Source organism: Falseniella ignava, from assembly GCF_002847645.1.
Lineage (GTDB): Bacteria > Bacillota > Bacilli > Lactobacillales > Aerococcaceae > Falseniella > Falseniella ignava.
In genome coordinates, this window is record NZ_PKHE01000025.1 from 1 (window position 1) to 17988 (window position 17988).

General features: G+C 37.0%; 17 protein-coding genes. 6 read left to right on the forward strand and 11 right to left on the reverse strand.

Going from position 1 to position 17988, the window contains the following annotated elements:
- The 3 genes from CYJ57_RS07195 to CYJ57_RS07205 form a co-directional block, all read left to right on the forward strand.
- Positions 1 to 132: IS3 family transposase (locus CYJ57_RS07195; RefSeq protein WP_101954701.1), on the forward strand; the 132-nt coding region annotated here is incomplete at its 5' end.
- Between the two features lie 159 nt (positions 133 to 291).
- Positions 292 to 1896, forward strand: a complete 1605-nt coding sequence (locus tag CYJ57_RS07200) for an ATP-binding cassette domain-containing protein (RefSeq protein WP_101954702.1) — start codon at positions 292 to 294, stop codon at positions 1894 to 1896.
- 94 nt (positions 1897 to 1990) lie between these two features.
- Positions 1991 to 2362 (forward strand): hypothetical protein, encoded by a 372-nt coding sequence (locus tag CYJ57_RS07205; protein WP_101954703.1) that lies wholly within the window; start codon positions 1991 to 1993, stop codon positions 2360 to 2362.
- 137 nt (positions 2363 to 2499) lie between these two features.
- Here the strand turns inward: CYJ57_RS07205 and CYJ57_RS07210 are convergent, their stop codons facing one another.
- Complete coding sequence (locus CYJ57_RS07210) at positions 2500 to 3642, reverse strand: trans-sulfuration enzyme family protein (protein WP_101954704.1); 1143 nt, start codon at positions 3640 to 3642, stop codon at positions 2500 to 2502.
- A 170-nt stretch (positions 3643 to 3812) separates the two neighbouring features.
- On the opposite strand from CYJ57_RS07210, the gene CYJ57_RS07215 reads away from it, so the two are divergent.
- Positions 3813 to 5666: a beta-N-acetylhexosaminidase gene (locus CYJ57_RS07215; protein ID WP_101954705.1), complete on the forward strand. Its 1854-nt coding sequence runs from the start codon at positions 3813 to 3815 to the stop codon at positions 5664 to 5666.
- Between the two features lie 148 nt (positions 5667 to 5814).
- Here CYJ57_RS07215 and gltX read toward each other — a convergent pair whose 3' ends face one another.
- From gltX to CYJ57_RS07235, 4 genes are read right to left on the reverse strand one after another with little or no spacing between them, the layout of a single operon-like run.
- Positions 5815 to 7305 (reverse strand): glutamate--tRNA ligase, encoded by a 1491-nt coding sequence (gltX, locus tag CYJ57_RS07220; protein ID WP_101954706.1) that lies wholly within the window; start codon positions 7303 to 7305, stop codon positions 5815 to 5817.
- Between the two features lie 32 nt (positions 7306 to 7337).
- The gene (locus CYJ57_RS07225; protein WP_101954707.1) at positions 7338 to 8438 is read right to left on the reverse strand and encodes a PIN/TRAM domain-containing protein; all 1101 of its coding nucleotides are present in this window, start codon (positions 8436 to 8438) and stop codon (positions 7338 to 7340) included.
- 33 nt (positions 8439 to 8471) lie between these two features.
- Positions 8472 to 9869 carry a DNA repair protein RadA gene (gene radA / locus CYJ57_RS07230; RefSeq protein ID WP_101954708.1) on the reverse strand — a complete coding sequence of 466 codons (1398 nt, stop codon included), beginning with the start codon at positions 9867 to 9869 and terminating at the stop codon, positions 8472 to 8474.
- A gap of 19 nt (positions 9870 to 9888) precedes the next feature.
- Positions 9889 to 10401 carry a dCTP deaminase/dUTPase family protein gene (locus CYJ57_RS07235; protein WP_006701554.1) on the reverse strand — a complete coding sequence of 171 codons (513 nt, stop codon included), beginning with the start codon at positions 10399 to 10401 and terminating at the stop codon, positions 9889 to 9891.
- A gap of 240 nt (positions 10402 to 10641) precedes the next feature.
- On the opposite strand from CYJ57_RS07235, the gene CYJ57_RS07240 reads away from it, so the two are divergent.
- Together CYJ57_RS07240 and CYJ57_RS07245 are read left to right on the forward strand one after the other, a co-directional pair.
- The gene (locus CYJ57_RS07240) at positions 10642 to 11577 is read left to right on the forward strand and encodes a C39 family peptidase (RefSeq protein ID WP_101954709.1); all 936 of its coding nucleotides are present in this window, start codon (positions 10642 to 10644) and stop codon (positions 11575 to 11577) included.
- A 12-nt stretch (positions 11578 to 11589) separates the two neighbouring features.
- The gene (locus tag CYJ57_RS07245) at positions 11590 to 12468 is read left to right on the forward strand and encodes a cation diffusion facilitator family transporter (protein WP_101954710.1); all 879 of its coding nucleotides are present in this window, start codon (positions 11590 to 11592) and stop codon (positions 12466 to 12468) included.
- Positions 12469 to 12532: 64 nt separating this feature from the next.
- Here the strand turns inward: CYJ57_RS07245 and dnaB are convergent, their stop codons facing one another.
- The 6 genes from dnaB to rpsF form a co-directional block, all read right to left on the reverse strand.
- Positions 12533 to 13924: a replicative DNA helicase gene (gene dnaB, locus CYJ57_RS07250; protein ID WP_101954711.1), complete on the reverse strand. Its 1392-nt coding sequence runs from the start codon at positions 13922 to 13924 to the stop codon at positions 12533 to 12535.
- 90 nt (positions 13925 to 14014) lie between these two features.
- The gene (gene rplI, locus CYJ57_RS07255; RefSeq protein ID WP_101954712.1) at positions 14015 to 14467 is read right to left on the reverse strand and encodes a 50S ribosomal protein L9; all 453 of its coding nucleotides are present in this window, start codon (positions 14465 to 14467) and stop codon (positions 14015 to 14017) included.
- 3 nt (positions 14468 to 14470) lie between these two features.
- Positions 14471 to 16480 (reverse strand): DHH family phosphoesterase, encoded by a 2010-nt coding sequence (locus tag CYJ57_RS07260; protein ID WP_101954713.1) that lies wholly within the window; start codon positions 16478 to 16480, stop codon positions 14471 to 14473.
- 128 nt (positions 16481 to 16608) lie between these two features.
- Entirely contained in the window at positions 16609 to 16842 is a 234-nt protein-coding gene (rpsR, locus tag CYJ57_RS07265; RefSeq protein WP_006701548.1) for a 30S ribosomal protein S18, read from the reverse strand.
- A gap of 36 nt (positions 16843 to 16878) precedes the next feature.
- A complete protein-coding gene (ssb, locus tag CYJ57_RS07270; protein ID WP_101954714.1) occupies positions 16879 to 17424 on the reverse strand; it encodes a single-stranded DNA-binding protein in 546 nt (181 codons plus the stop codon).
- A 32-nt stretch (positions 17425 to 17456) separates the two neighbouring features.
- Positions 17457 to 17756, reverse strand: coding sequence for a 30S ribosomal protein S6 (rpsF, locus tag CYJ57_RS07275; RefSeq protein WP_101954715.1), 300 nt, complete (start codon positions 17754 to 17756; stop codon positions 17457 to 17459).
- Between the last annotated feature and the right edge of the window lie 232 nt (positions 17757 to 17988).

Here is a 17988-nt window from a genome sequence, read left to right on the forward strand (position 1 = left end):
ATGACTTATGAACAATTAAAACAAAAGATAAATAAATATATTAACTATTATAATAACCAGCGAATAAAAGAAAAATTGAACGGTATGTCTCCAGTTGAATACCGAAAACATACCGCTCAATTAGCCGCTTAAATAAAACTCCAACTTTTGGGGTTCACATCACCTAGGGGTTTTTGTCATTTACGACATAATTCACTTTTAAATATCCTAATTGATATAATACTTAAAATTAACTCAGCGGAGGTGAAAATTACGTTGCAGATTATTAATTAATCTGCTGCGTATAACAACGTGAAAAACATTTTAAAAAAATTCCCTAAAGAAATAATTTTTTTATTTTTTCTAATATTAGTCTGTAAATCTCTTTTAATTTTAACTGCATTTATTCAAGCTGAAGTTGTCGAAGGTATGCTACAAATGAATTTATCGATTGTTTTAAGGAAAAGTCTCCGCCTTTTTATTATATATTTAATTTATTTAATCATTACTTATTGTCAACTACGATACACAAGTATTTTCAAACAAAGAGTATCGTTTAAATTAAGAAATCAATTAGCAGATAACTTATCCAAATTGCAATACCAGGATTATAAAAAAACAGATTCTTCTAGTTACGTTTCGTGGTTGAATAATGATATTAATCATATAGAGGTCGAAGGAACCCAAAATGCTATAAATATTTTAGCCGATTCTATTGAAGTTATTCTATCAGTAGGTGCTTTATTAACTTTCCATTATTCCTTAATTATCTCTACTCTTATTGCGATTGTTATTTTATTACAATTACCTAAACTGGTAAACACTTATTTGAATCAAGCTGCTTACCAACTCGCTCAGTCTAGGGAACGTTTTGTTAGTCATACATCGGATGTTTTAAAAGGATTCGATACTCTCTACGTTTTTTTAGAGCATAATTTTTTCAAACGAGCCATCTTTGATGCATCAAATGATTTAAAAAGTCATGAAAATCAATACAATCGTATGATTTCTATTGTTGCTCTGCTTGGTGGGTTAGGAAATGTGATTAGCCAAGTATCTATTTTTGTTTTAACTGCCTATTTGGCAGTTCAAGGCATTGTTCCAAGAGCAGCCATTGTTGCTACTACTAATTTAGCTTCTAAAATTTTTAATGTAGTTGGAAATCTAAGCCAAACATTAGTAAATTTTAATAGCGTATCGCCAATCATTCAAAAATTAAATTGTATTGATTCCTGCAACTCGAAGAATAATAATCCTATAGAGCACAATATTAAAGTCGATAATACAACGATAAAAATTAAAAACCTTTCGTATAACTATGGTTCAAAAAATGTCTTTGAACAATTAAGTTTTACAATTTACCCTGGAAAAAAATACGCTATTCTTGGAGATAGTGGCTCTGGAAAATCAACTTTGCTTAATATCTTAACGGGTAAACTGACAGATTACTCCGGATCTATTACCTTAGACGGGCATGAGATAAATCAATTAAGTGCTTCATATATATTTAATAAAATTTCTTATATTGACCAAAAACCATACTTCTTTAATCGTTCATTGCGTGAAAATTTAACGCTTGGTAATCAATTTACAGATGATCAGCTTTGGTCTGTCCTAAAAAAGGTGAATATGGATCAATTGATTGCCCAGCTTCCTGACCAATTGAATTCTTTAATTGGTGAAGGGGGAAATAACTTCTCTGGGGGACAACTCCAGCGTATTGCTGTAGCTCGTGCCCTACTACGAAATAAATCCATCCTTTTTATTGATGAAGCCACTGCTAATTTAGATGAGCAATCCACTCTTCAAATTGAAGATTTGGTACTATCACAATCAAACTTGACTGTAGTACTAATTTCACATCATTTAAAAGCAGAAAATATAACTAAATTCGACTACGTTATTCAACTTACTTAAAAATAAATCTCTGATAATATTTACAGGTAATTCTATTATGTGCTAGATAAATTCTTTGCTATAATAGGAGTACTATAATAAAGGAGTGATTCGAATGGTTGATTTAAGCAAAGAATTCAAAGATATCCAATCCATTGTTAAAGATGGCACCAGTCAAAATAAAATCAAACAAGCAGTAGCTAAACATGAAGCTCAAGATAAGTTCAATCAATATCGAGACGAGGCAAGTGAGGTAGCCCAACAAGCCAAAGAGCAAGCTAGCCAATGGTTCGAGACAGGGCGAAGTCATGCACAAGACTGGGTTGAAACAGGCCGTGATTATGCCTATGATTTCCAAGATACAGCTTCAGAAGTCGGCCACAATGTACAAAACTACTGGAACCGTCATAGTTCACATCTTTATGCGATTGCGATTGCTTTACTAGGCCTTAAACTCGTTCGTAATTTACGCAAATTAACAAAATAATTTAACGTTAAAAGCTGCAGGCTAACTCCGTCAAGGATCTGCAGCTTTTTAGCTTGAAGGATTACTTTAACAAGCGTAAAAAAGTGCCTCAGTCTGATTAAACTAAAGCACTTGTTACTATTTTTAAATTATTTTCACTATATTTCTTTCAACGCAGCTTCTAAATCAGCTAGTAAGTCATCGATATCTTCGATTCCTACTGAGAAACGAAGTAAATTATCCGTAACGCCTTGTTCAATCCGTTCTTCCTCACTTAAACACGCGTGAGACATCGTCGTCGGATAAGAGATGATTGACTCAACGCCACCTAAACTCACTGCGATAATTGGGATTTGAATATGTTGCGTAAAACAATCCACAGCATCTTTGTTTTTCAACTTGAAAGATAGCACTGCCCCACCTGAAGTTGCTTGTTGCATCTGAATCTCGTGGTGAGTGTGTGATTTCAGACCTGGATAGTAGACTTTTTCAACTTTTGGATGTTGTTCGAGATATTCTGCAATCGTCTGTGCGTTGCTGACAGAACGTTCCATCCGAATTCCCATCGTCTTAACACCACGTAAAACAAGCCAAGCATCTTCAACCCCTAAAATACCACCGAGGTTCTTTTGTAATGTCTTAAGTTGGGTAAAGAGCTCTTCTTGATTTGTAACCAATAAACCACCCGTTACATCACTATGACCGTTAATAAACTTCGTCACACTTTCCATCACAATATCTACGCCTAAGTTGAGTGGATTTTGGTAGATAAAGGACATAAAAGTATTATCCGCAATGGTCATTAAGTCATGCTTTTTAGCTAAGGTTACGACCGCTTGGATGTCAGTAATTTTTAATAACGGATTCGATGGCGTCTCGATATAAATTAATTTGGTGTTTTCTTTAATTTCACGCTCAATATTCGATATATCAGACATATCCACGTATGATACTTCCATACCATACTTCGGCAAGATAGACGACGAAAATTGATACGCTCCGCCGTAGACTTCAATTGGAAAAATTAGATGGTCTCCTGCTTCAAATAATAAAAGTGCAGTTGAGATAGCAGCCATCCCCGAAGCGAAAGACAACCCATATTCTGCTCCATAGAATGACTTGAAACCTTCGTCCAACGCATGAACGGTTGGATTATCAAAACGAGTATAGGTAAACTCTTGATCTGTATCAAATAAACTTTCTTGGTTAAACGTTGACGTTTGGAACTTTGGAATCGATGATGCTCCAGTATATCGACATACTACCGGATAATCATGCAAAATTTTTGTATTTAACTTCACAAAAAACGCTCCATTCTTTTATATCTATTCTTACTTTTTATTTTACCTTACATAAGAGATTAATCAATCGTTTTCATAGATAAAAATCCTATCATTTAACTTTTGAATTGATTATTATCTAACATTGACTCTATAATAATAACAGGACATATTAAAGGAGTACGATACCCATGCAATTAAATGTTTTGGACGCCTCGCTCAAAGATAAAGTTAAGCGCCTTCAATCAGAACTTGGTGTAACGTTGGATCCTGCGGGAGAGACACTCGAGTGTACCATTGATCCGACGCTCAGCCAATCATCCGTTCAACACATCAATGATACAATTGAACTGAGTGCCACCGATTTACCCACTACCTGGTATTTATTGAAACGGTTAGCAAATGAACAAGATACCCAGTCACTGACAATTCAAAAGAACTTTAGACAAGTCGGGATGATGTTAGACTGCTCACGTAATAGTGTACCGAAAGTCTCTTACTTGAAGTCACTCATCCGCCAATTTGCTACGATGGGGCATACATGGTTAATGCTCTATATGGAAGATGTCTACGAAGTCCCTGAACAACCTTACTTTGGAGCTTATCGAGGCCGTTACTCACAAGATGAACTTCGTGAATTAGATGCTTATGCCGAGGATTTAGGCATTGAACTCGTTCCTTGTATCCAAACACTCGCTCATTTAAATCAGTTTATGGAGTGGGAACATATCACACGTCAATATGGCGATATTGATGATATCTTGAATGTCGGGCGTCCTGAAACATTGACCTTAATCGAGCAAATGATTCAATCTCTACGTCAATGCTTTAAGACTGATAAGATCCACATTGGGATGGATGAAGCCTATAATCTAGGACGGGGCACTTATCTTGATGAACAAGGTCTCAAACCAAAAGTTGAAATTCTCCATTCACACTTGGAAAATGTCCTTCAAATTTGTCATAAATATCAATTTAATCCGATTATGTGGGATGATATGTTCTTCTCTAAATACTCAAAAGTTGAATCCGAAAATTATCAAATCCCTTCTGGGGTTCAACTGATGCATTGGGATTACTATCGAACGGATTATGACGAATACGATCAACGATTCAAAGAACGTCAAGCGATTACGAACGATTTAGCTTTTGCCGGAGGAGCATGGCGCTGGACTGGAGTGATTCCACATCACAGTAAGACACTCTATACCACTTTACCGGCACTGGAAGCTGCTAAAAAATATGGTGTCAAAGATTTATTGGCTACATGTTGGGGAGATGAAGGATCTGAAACACCACAAGATGCCGTTCGCTACGGTGCGGTGTTATATACTTACTTGCAATATCATGAACACTATAATGAAGAAGAATTCGATGCACATTTACGACTCTATACAGAGCTTTCCCTAGCAGATTGGTTAAAACAGGAACAAGCGGACTTGCTGCCTGAATTCAGTATTCCTGCTTCACTAAATGCGAATCCTTCAAAATATTTATTGTTCCAAGATTTATTGATGCCTTTATTTATTCAATACACAGAAGAACTCGATCAATTAACAGACTATACGAAGCACTTAACACAGCTTGAACATTACTTTGCAACTTTAGAAGCAGGGGACCCACAAGTCAATCACTACTATCAAGCATTAGTAGGGGCTTTAAAATTACGTTGGCGCTTGCCACTCACATTGCGTGAAGCGTATGAAGCAAAAGACCATCAAACGCTCTCAACCATTGCAAACGAAACGATTCCACTCCTAAATCGCGCTCTAGACGAGTTGCTGGATGCAAGACGCGATTTATGGTTAACAGAAGCGAAACCGCAAGGACTTGAAGTAATTGAATTTCGTATTGGAATGTTGAAAACACGTGGAGAAGGCGTCGCGCTTCGTATTAATGATTACTTAGCGGGTAAGATTGAGATGATTGAAGAACTTCATGAGCAATCTTATGAACCACTGCCAGACCAAGCAACCAAAGGAGTTCAAACGGCAATCTATGTCCGACAAAATACAATGATGTCTCGCAATAAAATTAGTTGGTAATAAAAATTTCCCTCACCTTTGATCAGTGAGGGAAATTTATTTATTTTAAGATTAATCTTAGAATAACGCCTACGAGTAGGCCAACAACGAAAAGTAAGAGTTTTTGATTGCGTGTTAATTGATTTAGTTTCATTCGATTACAACCAATCTAAGCAGTCATACCAATGGCTGATTTCACTTGTTTAATGTGATCTAGTGCTTTTTCTTTACCTAATACTTCGATTAAGTTCGGTAATTCTGGACCATGCATTTGTCCACTCACCGCAATTCGAATTGCCATAAAGAGGGCACGTCCTTTAATTCCAGTTTCTTTTTGAATTTCTTTGGTCAATGGCTTAATATTTTCAGCCACAAATTCATCTTCAGTGAGCGCACTAAGTTTGTCTTCAATCGCTTGAATGACAATTGGTGCTGTCTCAGCCGCCAACTCATCGAGTGATGCTTGATCAAGATGTAACTGATCTCTGAAGAAGAGTTCTGAAAGCTCTACAATCTCTGCGCCATAGCTCATTTCATTATGGTAGAGTGAGACTAATTTTTTAGCCCAATCCATCTCTTCAGAACTTGGGTTTTCGCTCACACGACCTGCTTCTTGTAAGTGTGGTAATGATAATTCTACTACCTTATCTAAGTCCGCAGCTTTCATATAAGTATTATTAATCCATTCCAATTTCTTACGATCAAAGGATGCAGGGGACGTTGACAAACGATCTACATCGAAAATTTTGATTAATTCACTTGGTGAATAGATTTCTTCCTCACCCACTGGAGACCAGCCTAACAACGCAATAAAGTTAAAGATCGCTTCAGGTAAATAACCTAAATTGCGATACTGTTCGATAAATTGTAAGATACCACCATCACGTTTACTTAACTTTTTATTTGTTTCTGCGTTAAAGATTAATGTCATATGACCGAATTCTGGTGCTTTCCAGCCCAATGCTTCATAGACCATTAATTGTTTAGGTGTATTCGCAATATGGTCATCGCCTCGTAGCACATGCGTGATTTCCATTAAGTGGTCATCAATTACGACCGCAAAGTTATAAGTTGGCATTCCATCTTTTTTACGGATCACCCAGTCTCCTGAAATATTTTTAGATTCAAAAGTCACTGGACCTTTGACAATATCGTTCCAGCTATAAACTTTATCTTCAGGAACGCGAATTCGAATGGAAGGAATGCGACCCTCAGCTTCATAAGCAGCTTGTTGCTCCTCAGTTAAATTCGCATGTTGCCCAGTATAGTGTGGCATCTCGCCACGAGCGCGTTGGGCTTCACGTTCAGCTTCTAACTCTTCCTCACTCATATAGCACTTGTAAGCATAACCTTCTTCAATTAATTGATCGATATACCGATTATAAATATCTAAACGTTCAGACTGGCGATATGGAGCATACTTTTCAACAGGGTTAACTGGAGATTCATCCCAATCAATCCCTAACCAAGTTAAGTTATCCATTTGACTTTGCTCACCATGAGCCAAGTTACGCTTCGTATCCGTATCTTCAATACGAATGATAAAGTCTCCTCCCATATGGCGGGCGAATAAATAATTGAACAGGGCGGTTCGAGCATTCCCAATATGTAATTCACCGGTTGGACTTGGCGCATATCTAACTCTAATTTTTTCTGACACGATTCTCTACTCCTTTATTCATAATACTCTACTTATTCTTCGATGGGCTTGGCAAAAATCATTCGCCCAGCATTCGTCTGGATGGTGCTGGTCACTTCAACTTGAATACGTTGATTCAAGTAATATTGACCATCTTCAACAACAATCATGGTTCCATCATTTAAGTAAGCAACACCTTGCTTACGCTCCGTTCCTGCTTTGATCACTAAGACTTCTAACTGTTCGCCTGGGATTAATACCGGCTTCATCGCATTCGCTAATTCATTAATATTAAAAATTGGAATCGACTGAAACTCTGCAACTTTATTTAAATTATAATCATTCGTTACTAACGCTCCATCGACCAATTTTGCTAAGCGAATCAGCTTCGCATCAACCTCATCGACATCTTCAAAATCTTTATCATAAAACTCAACAGGTAAGTAACTATTCTTCTGTAGTTCATTGAGAATATCTAATCCTCGCCGACCTTTCGAACGTTTCAAAGAATCCGAAGCATCCGCAATATGTTGCAACTCCTGCAACACGAAATTCGGAATTAAAATAATCCCTTCCATAAATCCTGTTTCAATGACATCTACAATTCTACCATCAATAATGGCACTTGTATCTAATATTTTATAAGAATGATAGACTTCATTGACATGATGATTTGACGGTAGCGTTGCAGCAGGGCGTTCGTCATTGATTGCGGTGCGAAAAGCATTTTGACGGAAGAAATTAATAAACTCTTCACGTCGACTCATTGCCGTATGGTAACCTACCAGTGCAAAAATAAATGATAAAACAAACGGTAACGTGGAAGAAATAAAAGGGATCTCTAAGTTCACAAAAGGCATTCCTAACAAATAACCTAATATCAGTCCAATACCCATTCCAAATAATCCTAGCAATAACATTGGAATACTCAATCGATTGAGTGAATCGATCAACCGACGGATAACTCGCTCGATAAATGGGGCGACAATCGTTCCTACAATAATAAATAATAATCCAAAAATAAAAGCATTAAGATAAGGATTCGATAATGTCGATAACTTCAAGTTTAGTTGTGCCCAAATAGCCGGACCAAATGTAACCCCGAAACTTAATCCAATGATTGCTGAAATAAAAACAATCACGCGTTTAAACATTCAAACACCTCCTATATAAATTATAATAATTAACTACGATCGCTTAGAAGGGCGATCTCGACTTGGAAAGACTTTTTCAACAGCTTCTTGAATGGTCTTAACAGGAATGATTTCAATTTTTTCATCGATCTTTAAGTCTTGCGTGTTCGTATAGGGCAAGAATACCCGCTTAAAACCAAGCTTCGCCGCTTCCTTAATACGTGACGTAATTTGATTAACCCGACGAATCTCACCCGTCAAGCCAATCTCACCGATAAAAACATCGCTAACTTCTAGTGGAATATTCCAATAACTTGAAGCAATCCCCATTGCAATGGCTAAGTCAATGGCAGGTTCATTTAATCGTACTCCTCCAGTAACTTTAAAGAATGCATCTTGATTTTGGAGTAATAAATTACAATGTTTCTCCATCACAGCGAGTAATAATGAAATACGCCCAGTATCAATCCCAGTCGCCGTACGTCGGGCATTACCGTAGACCGTTGGCGTTAATAACACTTGAATCTCAGCTAAAATGGTGCGTGTTCCTTCAAGTGAGGGGACAATCGCAGAACCCGTTGCACCAATCACACGTTCTTCTAGGAATATTTGAGAGGGATTCACCACTTCCTTCAGACCCGCTTCTTCCATTTCAAAGACACCCAATTCATTGGTCGGTCCAAAACGATTTTTTACGGCACGAAGTAACCGGAAACGGTTGTGCTGCTCTCCCTCAAAATATAAGACGGTATCTACCATATGCTCTAACATACGCGGTCCCGCAATATTTCCTTCTTTAGTAACATGCCCGACAATAAATGTTGCAATCTGATTCGTCTTAGCAATGGTCATTAAAATCGAAGTTGCTTGGCGAATTTGACCTACTGAGCCTGCGCTACCTTGATAATCCGGAATCATCATCGTTTGAATCGAATCGATAATGACGACATCCGGTGCCAATTGTTGAATGTTTGCCGCAATTAGCGATAAATCTGTCTCAGCCAGCACGTAAAATTGATCACTTGAGAGAGCAATTCGGTCTGCACGCATCTTAATTTGGGATAAACTTTCTTCCCCAGACACATACAAGACACGCTTGCCTTGTGCTAACTGGATTGAAATCTGCAGAAGTAGGGTGGATTTACCGATTCCCGGGTCACCACCAATTAAGACGAGCGATCCCGCAACAATCCCGCCACCTAACACTCGGTTAAATTCTTCAAATTCACTGAGCATGCGACTTTCTTTGCGATACTCAATCCGATCTAAAGTCATCGCTCTTTGGGACGTTGCATCATCGAGCTGCACATGCATCGGTGATTTTTGTGCTGAACCTATATCGATTTGCTCTTCCATCTGGTTCCAAGCACCACAATTAGGGCATTTTCCTAACCATCTTGGTGATTCATAACCACATGCTAAACATTCATAGATTACTTTCTTCTTGGCCATACAGACCTCCTATGATTGATTATTCTCCAGTAGAACCGAAGCCACCTGTTCGCTGCTGCTTGTTAGAAGCTTCATGGTCCGTATCGGTAACATAGTACTTTGTAAAAATACCTTGTGCGATCCGTTCGCCTTTTTGAATTACAATATCTTCCATACTATAATTAATCAGTTGAACGTAAATATGACCTTCATTATCTGGATTATTGTAATAATCTTGATCAATAATTCCAACACTATTCGGTAGGACGAGATTGCGCTTCAAAGGATTCGACGAACGATTGATAATTTGTAGATATTCATCTTCTAACATATATGCTTTTAGGCCGGTTGGAACCAGGGTAGAAGGGAAGTAACTTGATGCATCGCGATCAGATTTTCCCTCTTTAAATTGTCTAAATAAACTCGGAATCGTAATAGTCTCTGCCGCTTCAATATCATAACCTGCCGAATGATAAGTAGATCTTACAGGAAGATTAATATTTGCATCTTGATACTTGGAAATTACTTCAAAGCCACGTGTTCTTTTTGTCATTCAGTACCTCCTAATTTAAACATCTTTATATTATAATTAATATTTTTTATTGTTTTATACCTATGATAATGCAATAATATTGTACCACAGTTTTACCGATTTTCCTTCTGACTTCACAGTATTGTCACACTTTTTGAAATATAATGTTTGTATTAATTTATCCAATTGTAAAGCAACAGAAGTGGACATCATTTCATGGTTTTAGTATATTGAAAAGAGATTTAATGAAAGGGGGCCGCCATGTTAACTCGAAAACATCACGTTATAGCCATTATTTCAATTATTTTTACATTTTTGCTGACATGGTTGTTAGTAAATCAGATGATGGCATCTGATGCAACTACTATCCCTCAAAATGAAACGGTTGAAGAAGAAGGAGAAAATCAATCAAAGCCAGAAATTGAAGAATCTCTCGCTGAAGATATTTCTACAGTAGAAGAAATATCTTCTGAACTTGAAACTCTAGAACAATTATTCAGTCAATATCGTGCGGATCAAGCCGGGACTTTTCAGCCGATTGAGTCCTATATTCAAACACATTTTGGCGATCAATTGTTAGAGCATCAACCTGAAATTGTTGAAGCAATCCGAGCGAATCATCTAGATATGGAATATATGGGGCATATTGCGCTACCAAAATATCCAGCAAAGTATGGACCTTATGCTTCAGATACACAACACAATGTTCCACTTTATATTCAAAAATCTCCTGAATTTCGTCATATTAAATACGGTACCGATGGGACTGGCGAATTAGGAGAAAACGGCTGTGCCATTACTATCTTAGCCATGGTGAAGGCATATTTTGATCAAAAAGATGTCAACCCACAAGAAATTATTAATTGGAGTCAAAATCGGTTCTATTTGCATAACCAAGGTACTTCATGGAATATTTTGCATAGTTTTGCTGAAGATTTTGATTTTCAGTTATACAATTACGGGAATAATTTTTATTCTGCAATGACAGCTTTAGATGAAGGGGAAGTTGTCATCGCATCACTCGGTCCAGGAGCTTATACCGATATTGGCCACTTTATTATTATTCGAGGCTACAAAAATCATCAAGTCTTCTTCAATGACTCCAACGACAATCCTGAAGTAATGCATAGTATTCAACCACATGATGAGCAAGCTATCATTCAAGATGCACTCAATTACTGGTCGATAAGCAAATAGGGAGTGAATAACATGTTTCAAAATAATACCCCAAATAACCACACAACGGCTACCCGCGGATCATTCGTGGGTATTATTGTGTACTTAATCTTAGCCGCTAGTAAACTTATAGCAGCTGTAATCTTTAATTCTACAGCTTTAATGGCCGATGGATTGAATAACTTTTCTGATATTATCGCGTCACTCGCAGTCTTTATCGGGTTAAAAATTTCGCAACGACCGATCGACGAAGATCATTACTTTGGTCATGATAAATATGAATCTATTTCAAGTTTTATGGTTTCTCTGGTTATGATTTTATTGGGTGGACAAATTATTATTTCATCTTGTCAAAAACTCATCCAACAAGATTTTCAATATGTTCCCATCCAAGCGGTATGGATTCCAGCTTTATCTTTAATTCTCTTATATACTGCATACCGCTATATTCATTATTTAAATCAAAAAACTCAAAGTATTGGACTTAGAGCAACCTTAACCGATATGCGCAATGATTTACTCATTACAGCGACAACAATTATTGGAATTATCGCATCCCAAGTTAATATTTTATGGTTGGATGCACTTATTTCCTTGCTCGTAGGTATTTTAATTATTAAATCTGCATTCGATATTTTCTTAGAAAGTACCCATACCTTAACAGATGGCTTTGACCCTGATGCTGTCAAACAATATCGAGCATTTATCAAACAATTACCTGAAGTTAAAGACGTCCCGAAAATTCGTGGACGCATCTCAGTCAACAAAGTCTATCTCGACGTGACAATCGAAGTGGACCCTCAAATGTCAGTAAAAGATTCTCATCAAATTACTCAACAAATTGAATTATTGATGCAATACAAATTCAGTGTCAGTGACGTTGATGTCCATGTTGAACCATACCATCGATAACCTCGCTAAAAATAAAACCTCACATTTTGTAATGTGAGGGTTTTTGTTTCACGTGAAACATTTATTAGAGAGGGGGAATTTGAGACTCGTCAAATGGAACTAATGACGAGAACTTATTATATTCTTTTTTGAATAATAACTTCACCGTATCGCGCGCTCCTGCACGGTTCTTGGCGATAATAACTTCAATCGTATTATTCGGCATATCTCCAATCGATGGCGTTGACTCTTCGTCTTCATCTTGTTGATGGTAATCTTCCCGGTAGAGAAATGCTACAATATCAGCATCTTGCTCAATCGATCCGGATTCACGAATATCCGCTAACATTGGTCGTTTATTTTGTCGATGTTCAACGCCACGCGATAGCTGACTTAGCGCAATCACAGGAACTGCTAATTCTTTCGCCAATTTTTTCAACTGACGAGAGATTTCAGAAACTTCTTGTTGACGGTTTTCTGTTCGGCCACTTCCATCGATTAGTTGCAAGTAGTCAATTACAATTAGACCTAAATCGGCCCTTTCTTGCTTCAATCGTCGACATTTTGCACGAATTTCAGATACTTTTATCCCAGGTGAATCATCGATATAGATTGGTGCATCGGCTAACACATTGGTAGCAAGGGCAAAACTATCCCATTCACTATCCGTTAACTGCCCCGTTCGTAAGTTCGTCGCATCGATATTGCCTTCTGCACAAATAATTCGATTCACTAAATCCAAAGCACCCATCTCTAGCGAGAAGATAGCTACTGGAACCTTCTGTTTGGTTGCCACATTTTGTGCAATATTTAAGGCAAATGCCGTTTTACCTACAGAAGGACGAGCGGCAATGATAATGAGTTGATCAGGATGAAATCCCGTTGTTAACTTGTCCAATTGAACATAGCCCGTTGGTAAGCCAACAACGTCTTTTTTTAGCTTCGATAATTCTTCGACTCGTTCAAACGCTTCAGAAATTAGTGGGCGAATCGAGCGTAGTTTATCATTTTGATTATTTTCTCCAACAGCAAGAATTAATCGTTCACTCTCATCAATAATATTATTTACTGAATCGCCTTCTTGTATTGCAGCATTACGGACCTTATCGGCTGCATGGAACAAGCTACGTAGTTGCGCTTTTTCACTAATAATTTGCGCATAATTATCTGCATTCGCAGCGGATGGCGTCTCTTCCCATAATTCTATAATATATTCTTCGCCACCTACATTATCTAACTCATTGACAGACCTCAAAAGATCAATCAAAGTTACGACATCAATCGTCCGTTCTTGATCAAATAATTGCTCCATCGCTTGGAATATCTTGCGATGCTTTTCTAAATAAAAATCATCATCCGTTATAATTGATTGAATCGTCCCAACTTGTACTGAATCCAACATTAATGAACCGAGCACGGCTTTTTCTGCTTCAATACTATTAGGTAATTGGTAATTCATTGTTTCTAAGTTTTCCATCGGTTCACCTCTTTTAATATTCTATCCCATTATACATCATTTTGTATAAAAAAAGAGTAGGAACTCAGTCCTACTCATCTTCTAGTATCATTATTCTTCAATAACGCGAACTTTAATTTCTGCAGTAACTTCTGGATGCAATTTGATTGGTACTTGGTAATCACCTACAGCTGCCAAATTCTCATCTAATTGAATTTTACGGCGATCAACATGAATTTCATGTTGTTTTTCAAGTTCCTCTGCAATTTGCTTTGAAGTAATCGTTCCGAAGACCCGACCTTCTTCACCAATCTTAACCGGAATCGTAACAACACATTCTTCGCGATTAATTTCTTTTTGTACTAGTAATGCTTCTTGGTGTTCCTCTTCTGCTTTACGTGCATTTGCTTTTTGTTGAGATTTTAGTTTATTTAAGGCAGCTGCGTCCGCTTCTTTAGCCAGATTATTTTTAATTAAATAATTACGACCATAACCTGGACTTACTTCAATTACATCGCCTTTTTTACCTTGCTTACGTACATCTTGTAATAGAATAACTTTCATTTCCTAACCTCCTTGAGATTGATCAATTAACTGGTCAAACAACTGGTTGTACGCTTCTTGTGTTGTTACACCTTCGATTTGGGTAGCCGCATTGGATAAATGACCGCCGCCACCGAGACGTTCCATAATTGTTTGAACATTTTCTTCACCGAGACTTCGCGCACTAATACCTACAGTATTTTCTGTACGTCGGTAGATAACAAAGGAAGCTTCAACATCTTCCACTTCAAGAAGGAAATCTGCTGATTGAGCCGCAGTAACATTATCAATAATAATATCATTATCCGCCACGATAACCGCATATTTTCCTTCAATCATTTGAGTTTTTTCCAACATTTCACTACGTTGCAGCATATGAGCTAGATTTTCTCGCATAATCCGTTGAATTTGTCCAGAATCGGCACCACGTGATTTTAAATAACTTGCCACATCAAAAGTTCTTGACCCTGTTCGATTGGTAAAGTTATTCGTATCTACAATTACACCCGCTAATAATGCCGTTGCTTCAAATTCATTCAATGATTCCGTCGTATTACGCATATTAATAAAGAATTCCGTAATCATCTCACTTGTTGATGATGCGTACGGTTCAATATAAGTGAGTACCGGTCCTTCTGGAAATTCTTCACCACGACGGTGATGGTCAATAATCACCGTATCATATTTACCAATCAACGGCTCGACTTCACTTAAGCTTGGGCGATGATGGTCAACCATTACAACTAATGAATTTTTTGTTGCGACTTGTTTAGCATGGTCAATATCGACTAATATTTCAGCATCCCATAGTCCTGCCGCTTGCTCCATCTCAAGTAATTTTCGAACGTCTTTATTAAAATCTTCTTCATTAACGACAATATAAGTCGGTTTCTTTAAGATTTTGCAAATTCGATATAGTCCCAATGCTGAACCAATTGAATGTAAGTCAGGAGTACGATGCCCACCGATAATAATATTATCCGCATGAGTAATCGATGTTTTTAACCCTTGGTAGACTAATCTTGAACGGATATTGGTTCGTTTCTGACTTTGATCTGTTTTACCACCATAGAAACGTGCACGCTCACTTTTCGACCGGACTACGACTTGATCGCCCCCGCGTCCTAGCGCTAAATCTAAATTTGCTTGCGCCTGGATGGCTAATTCATCAATTGAATACAAATCTTCTTCAGGATAGGCAATTCCGATACTAAATGAAAGTGGAGTATTACGCGTTAAATACTTCTCACGCAGTGTATCGTAGTATTTGAAACGGTCTTTCTCTAGTTGTTCTAAAACATATTGGTTAAGGAGAAGAATGAATTTTTCATCATCAATTCGCTTCATATATATACCATATTCTTTAGCCCAATAATTAATATCTGTAATAACCTCTGAGTCAAACGTTGTCGATTGCTTATCATCCATTGATTCAACAATTTCATTGTAATCATCTAGGAATAAGTAACCAAAAACCGTTCGGTCTACTTTTCTTAAATTACGAATATCTACTTCCTCTGTCACATCCATTAAATAGAGTGCATTCGACTCTTTTTGATGAAGTACTTTATAGGAATGATTACGATAATTCATAATTTGCCATTGCTTGTCATCTCCAGATAATAAGTCGACAAATTTTTCATCAATTTCATCCATGACCGTGCCCACCAAATCTTTATCCCCTAACATATGTTGCATCATTGGATTAATCCATTTGATTCGGTGATCCGAGGGATTATAAAGTAGGACACCTATCGGCGCACGATAAATTGAATCTTCCTGGGCATTTTTAACATCGGTTGAAAGTTGATTCGCAATTAAATTTAAATTACGAATAATATTCTCATAGTTAAAGTATAAAACAAAAAATGTAATAATTAGTAAGAATAGAAGCATAAGACCAATTTGCCAGCGAAGAAATAGTGCAGCGAATGTTATTAGTAAATAAATTATCGTTATACTATAAACTTGCCAACCAATCTCTAAAGAATGAAATAATTTCATAAATTGTTTAATACGATCCTTATCTAACATACTTCACCTCTTTCCTTCAATGTATATCGCTTATTTTATCATATAATTCAATGTTTAGCCATGATTGGTATAATGTTTCACGTGAAACAAAAAAAGAACTAACACTGAGGTTAGCTCTTTCATTCTAATTAGTCTTGAACTACAAATGGTAATAATGCAATCATACGTGCACGTTTAATTGCTGTAGTTAATGTACGTTGATGTTTTGCACATGTTCCCGTAACGCGACGAGGTAAGATTTTACCTTTTTCAGATACGAAACGGTTCAATAGCTCAACATTTTTATAGTCTACATGGTCAATTTTATTAGCGCAGAAATAACATACTTTTCTTCTGCGTCTTCCACCACGACGTTGTGCCATGTGAATTCCTCCTTAAATATTTAAACGAACTTCTTATTAAAATGGTAAATCATCTTCAGAAATATCAATGGCTTCACCTTGATCATATCCACTGAATGGTGATTGATCAAATGAAGGATTATATTGATTTGAATTTGATGCATTATTGTTTGCATTGAATTGATTAGATGAGTTACCGTAATTATTTTGATAAGATGAGTTGAAATTTTGATTTTGATTGTAAGAATTATTTTGAGATTCTCCACGTGGACGTTGTTCAGTCACAGATTTTGGTTCTAATAAGTGGAACTGTTCCACTACAACTTCGGTAACATAAACACGTTGTCCTTGTTGATTCTCATAATTACGCGTTTGAATTCGTCCTTCAACACCGACTTGTGAACCTTTACGAGTAAAATTCGCAAAATTTTCCGCAGACTTGCGCCAAATGACACAATTAATAAAGTCTGCTTCCCGTTCACCTTGTTGGTTTGTGAAATTACGATTGACTGCTAATGTAAATGTTCCCACAGCTATGCCTGATTGAGTAAATTTTAAATCTACCTCTCTTGTTAATCGGCCGACCAATTGAACAGAATTCATTAGATTATCCTCCTAGTGTTTCACGTGAAACATTATTCTTCAACGCGTGTAATTAAATGACGTAAGATACCGCGATTGATACGAGCTAAACGGTCGAATTCATCGATTCCACGAGAATCGTTTGCTGTAGCATGAATTAAATGATATACACCTTCACGGTAATCATTAATTTCATATGCTAAGCGACGTTTACCCCAATCGGCTGATTCTTCGATTGTTGTACCGTTGTCAGTTAAAATACCGTCAAAACGTTCAACTAACTCTTTCTTTTCATCGTCGTTTAAATCAGGACGGATGATATATAAGATTTCATACTTTGTTGATTGGCTCATCACTTGCACCTCCTTATGGTCTAATGGCTCTATTGAATAGAGCAAGGAGAGTATTATTTTGATAATACTCACATCAATTAATTATACAAGACAGAAGCACTTTAAGCAAGTGCATTTTAAAGCTAATTTTCATAGTAAAAAAGCCTTGAGTTGTAAAGTTAAATGCAACACTTTCTGTTACATGATTCGATGAACTTAAAATCTCTTTACTTCTTCCCCTAGGAGAAGAAAA

What these genes read in the sequence shown, in the direction of transcription:
- ssb (WP_101954714.1), bottom strand. Translation starts at nt 17,424, where the DNA reads ATGAATTCTGTTCAATTGGTCGGCCGATTAACAAGAGAGGTAGATTTA.
- CYJ57_RS07215 (WP_101954705.1), top strand. Translation starts at nt 3,813, where the DNA reads ATGCAATTAAATGTTTTGGACGCCTCGCTCAAAGATAAAGTTAAGCGC.
- dnaB (WP_101954711.1), bottom strand. Translation starts at nt 13,924, where the DNA reads ATGGAAAACTTAGAAACAATGAATTACCAATTACCTAATAGTATTGAA.
- CYJ57_RS07205 (WP_101954703.1), top strand. Translation starts at nt 1,991, where the DNA reads ATGGTTGATTTAAGCAAAGAATTCAAAGATATCCAATCCATTGTTAAA.
- CYJ57_RS07225 (WP_101954707.1), bottom strand. Translation starts at nt 8,438, where the DNA reads ATGTTTAAACGCGTGATTGTTTTTATTTCAGCAATCATTGGATTAAGT.
- CYJ57_RS07235 (WP_006701554.1), bottom strand. Translation starts at nt 10,401, where the DNA reads ATGACAAAAAGAACACGTGGCTTTGAAGTAATTTCCAAGTATCAAGAT.
- rpsR (WP_006701548.1), bottom strand. Translation starts at nt 16,842, where the DNA reads ATGGCACAACGTCGTGGTGGAAGACGCAGAAGAAAAGTATGTTATTTC.
- rpsF (WP_101954715.1), bottom strand. Translation starts at nt 17,756, where the DNA reads ATGAGCCAATCAACAAAGTATGAAATCTTATATATCATCCGTCCTGAT.
- CYJ57_RS07260 (WP_101954713.1), bottom strand. Translation starts at nt 16,480, where the DNA reads ATGTTAGATAAGGATCGTATTAAACAATTTATGAAATTATTTCATTCT.
- radA (WP_101954708.1), bottom strand. Translation starts at nt 9,869, where the DNA reads ATGGCCAAGAAGAAAGTAATCTATGAATGTTTAGCATGTGGTTATGAA.
- CYJ57_RS07245 (WP_101954710.1), top strand. Translation starts at nt 11,590, where the DNA reads ATGTTTCAAAATAATACCCCAAATAACCACACAACGGCTACCCGCGGA.
- rplI (WP_101954712.1), bottom strand. Translation starts at nt 14,467, where the DNA reads ATGAAAGTTATTCTATTACAAGATGTACGTAAGCAAGGTAAAAAAGGC.
- CYJ57_RS07240 (WP_101954709.1), top strand. Translation starts at nt 10,642, where the DNA reads ATGTTAACTCGAAAACATCACGTTATAGCCATTATTTCAATTATTTTT.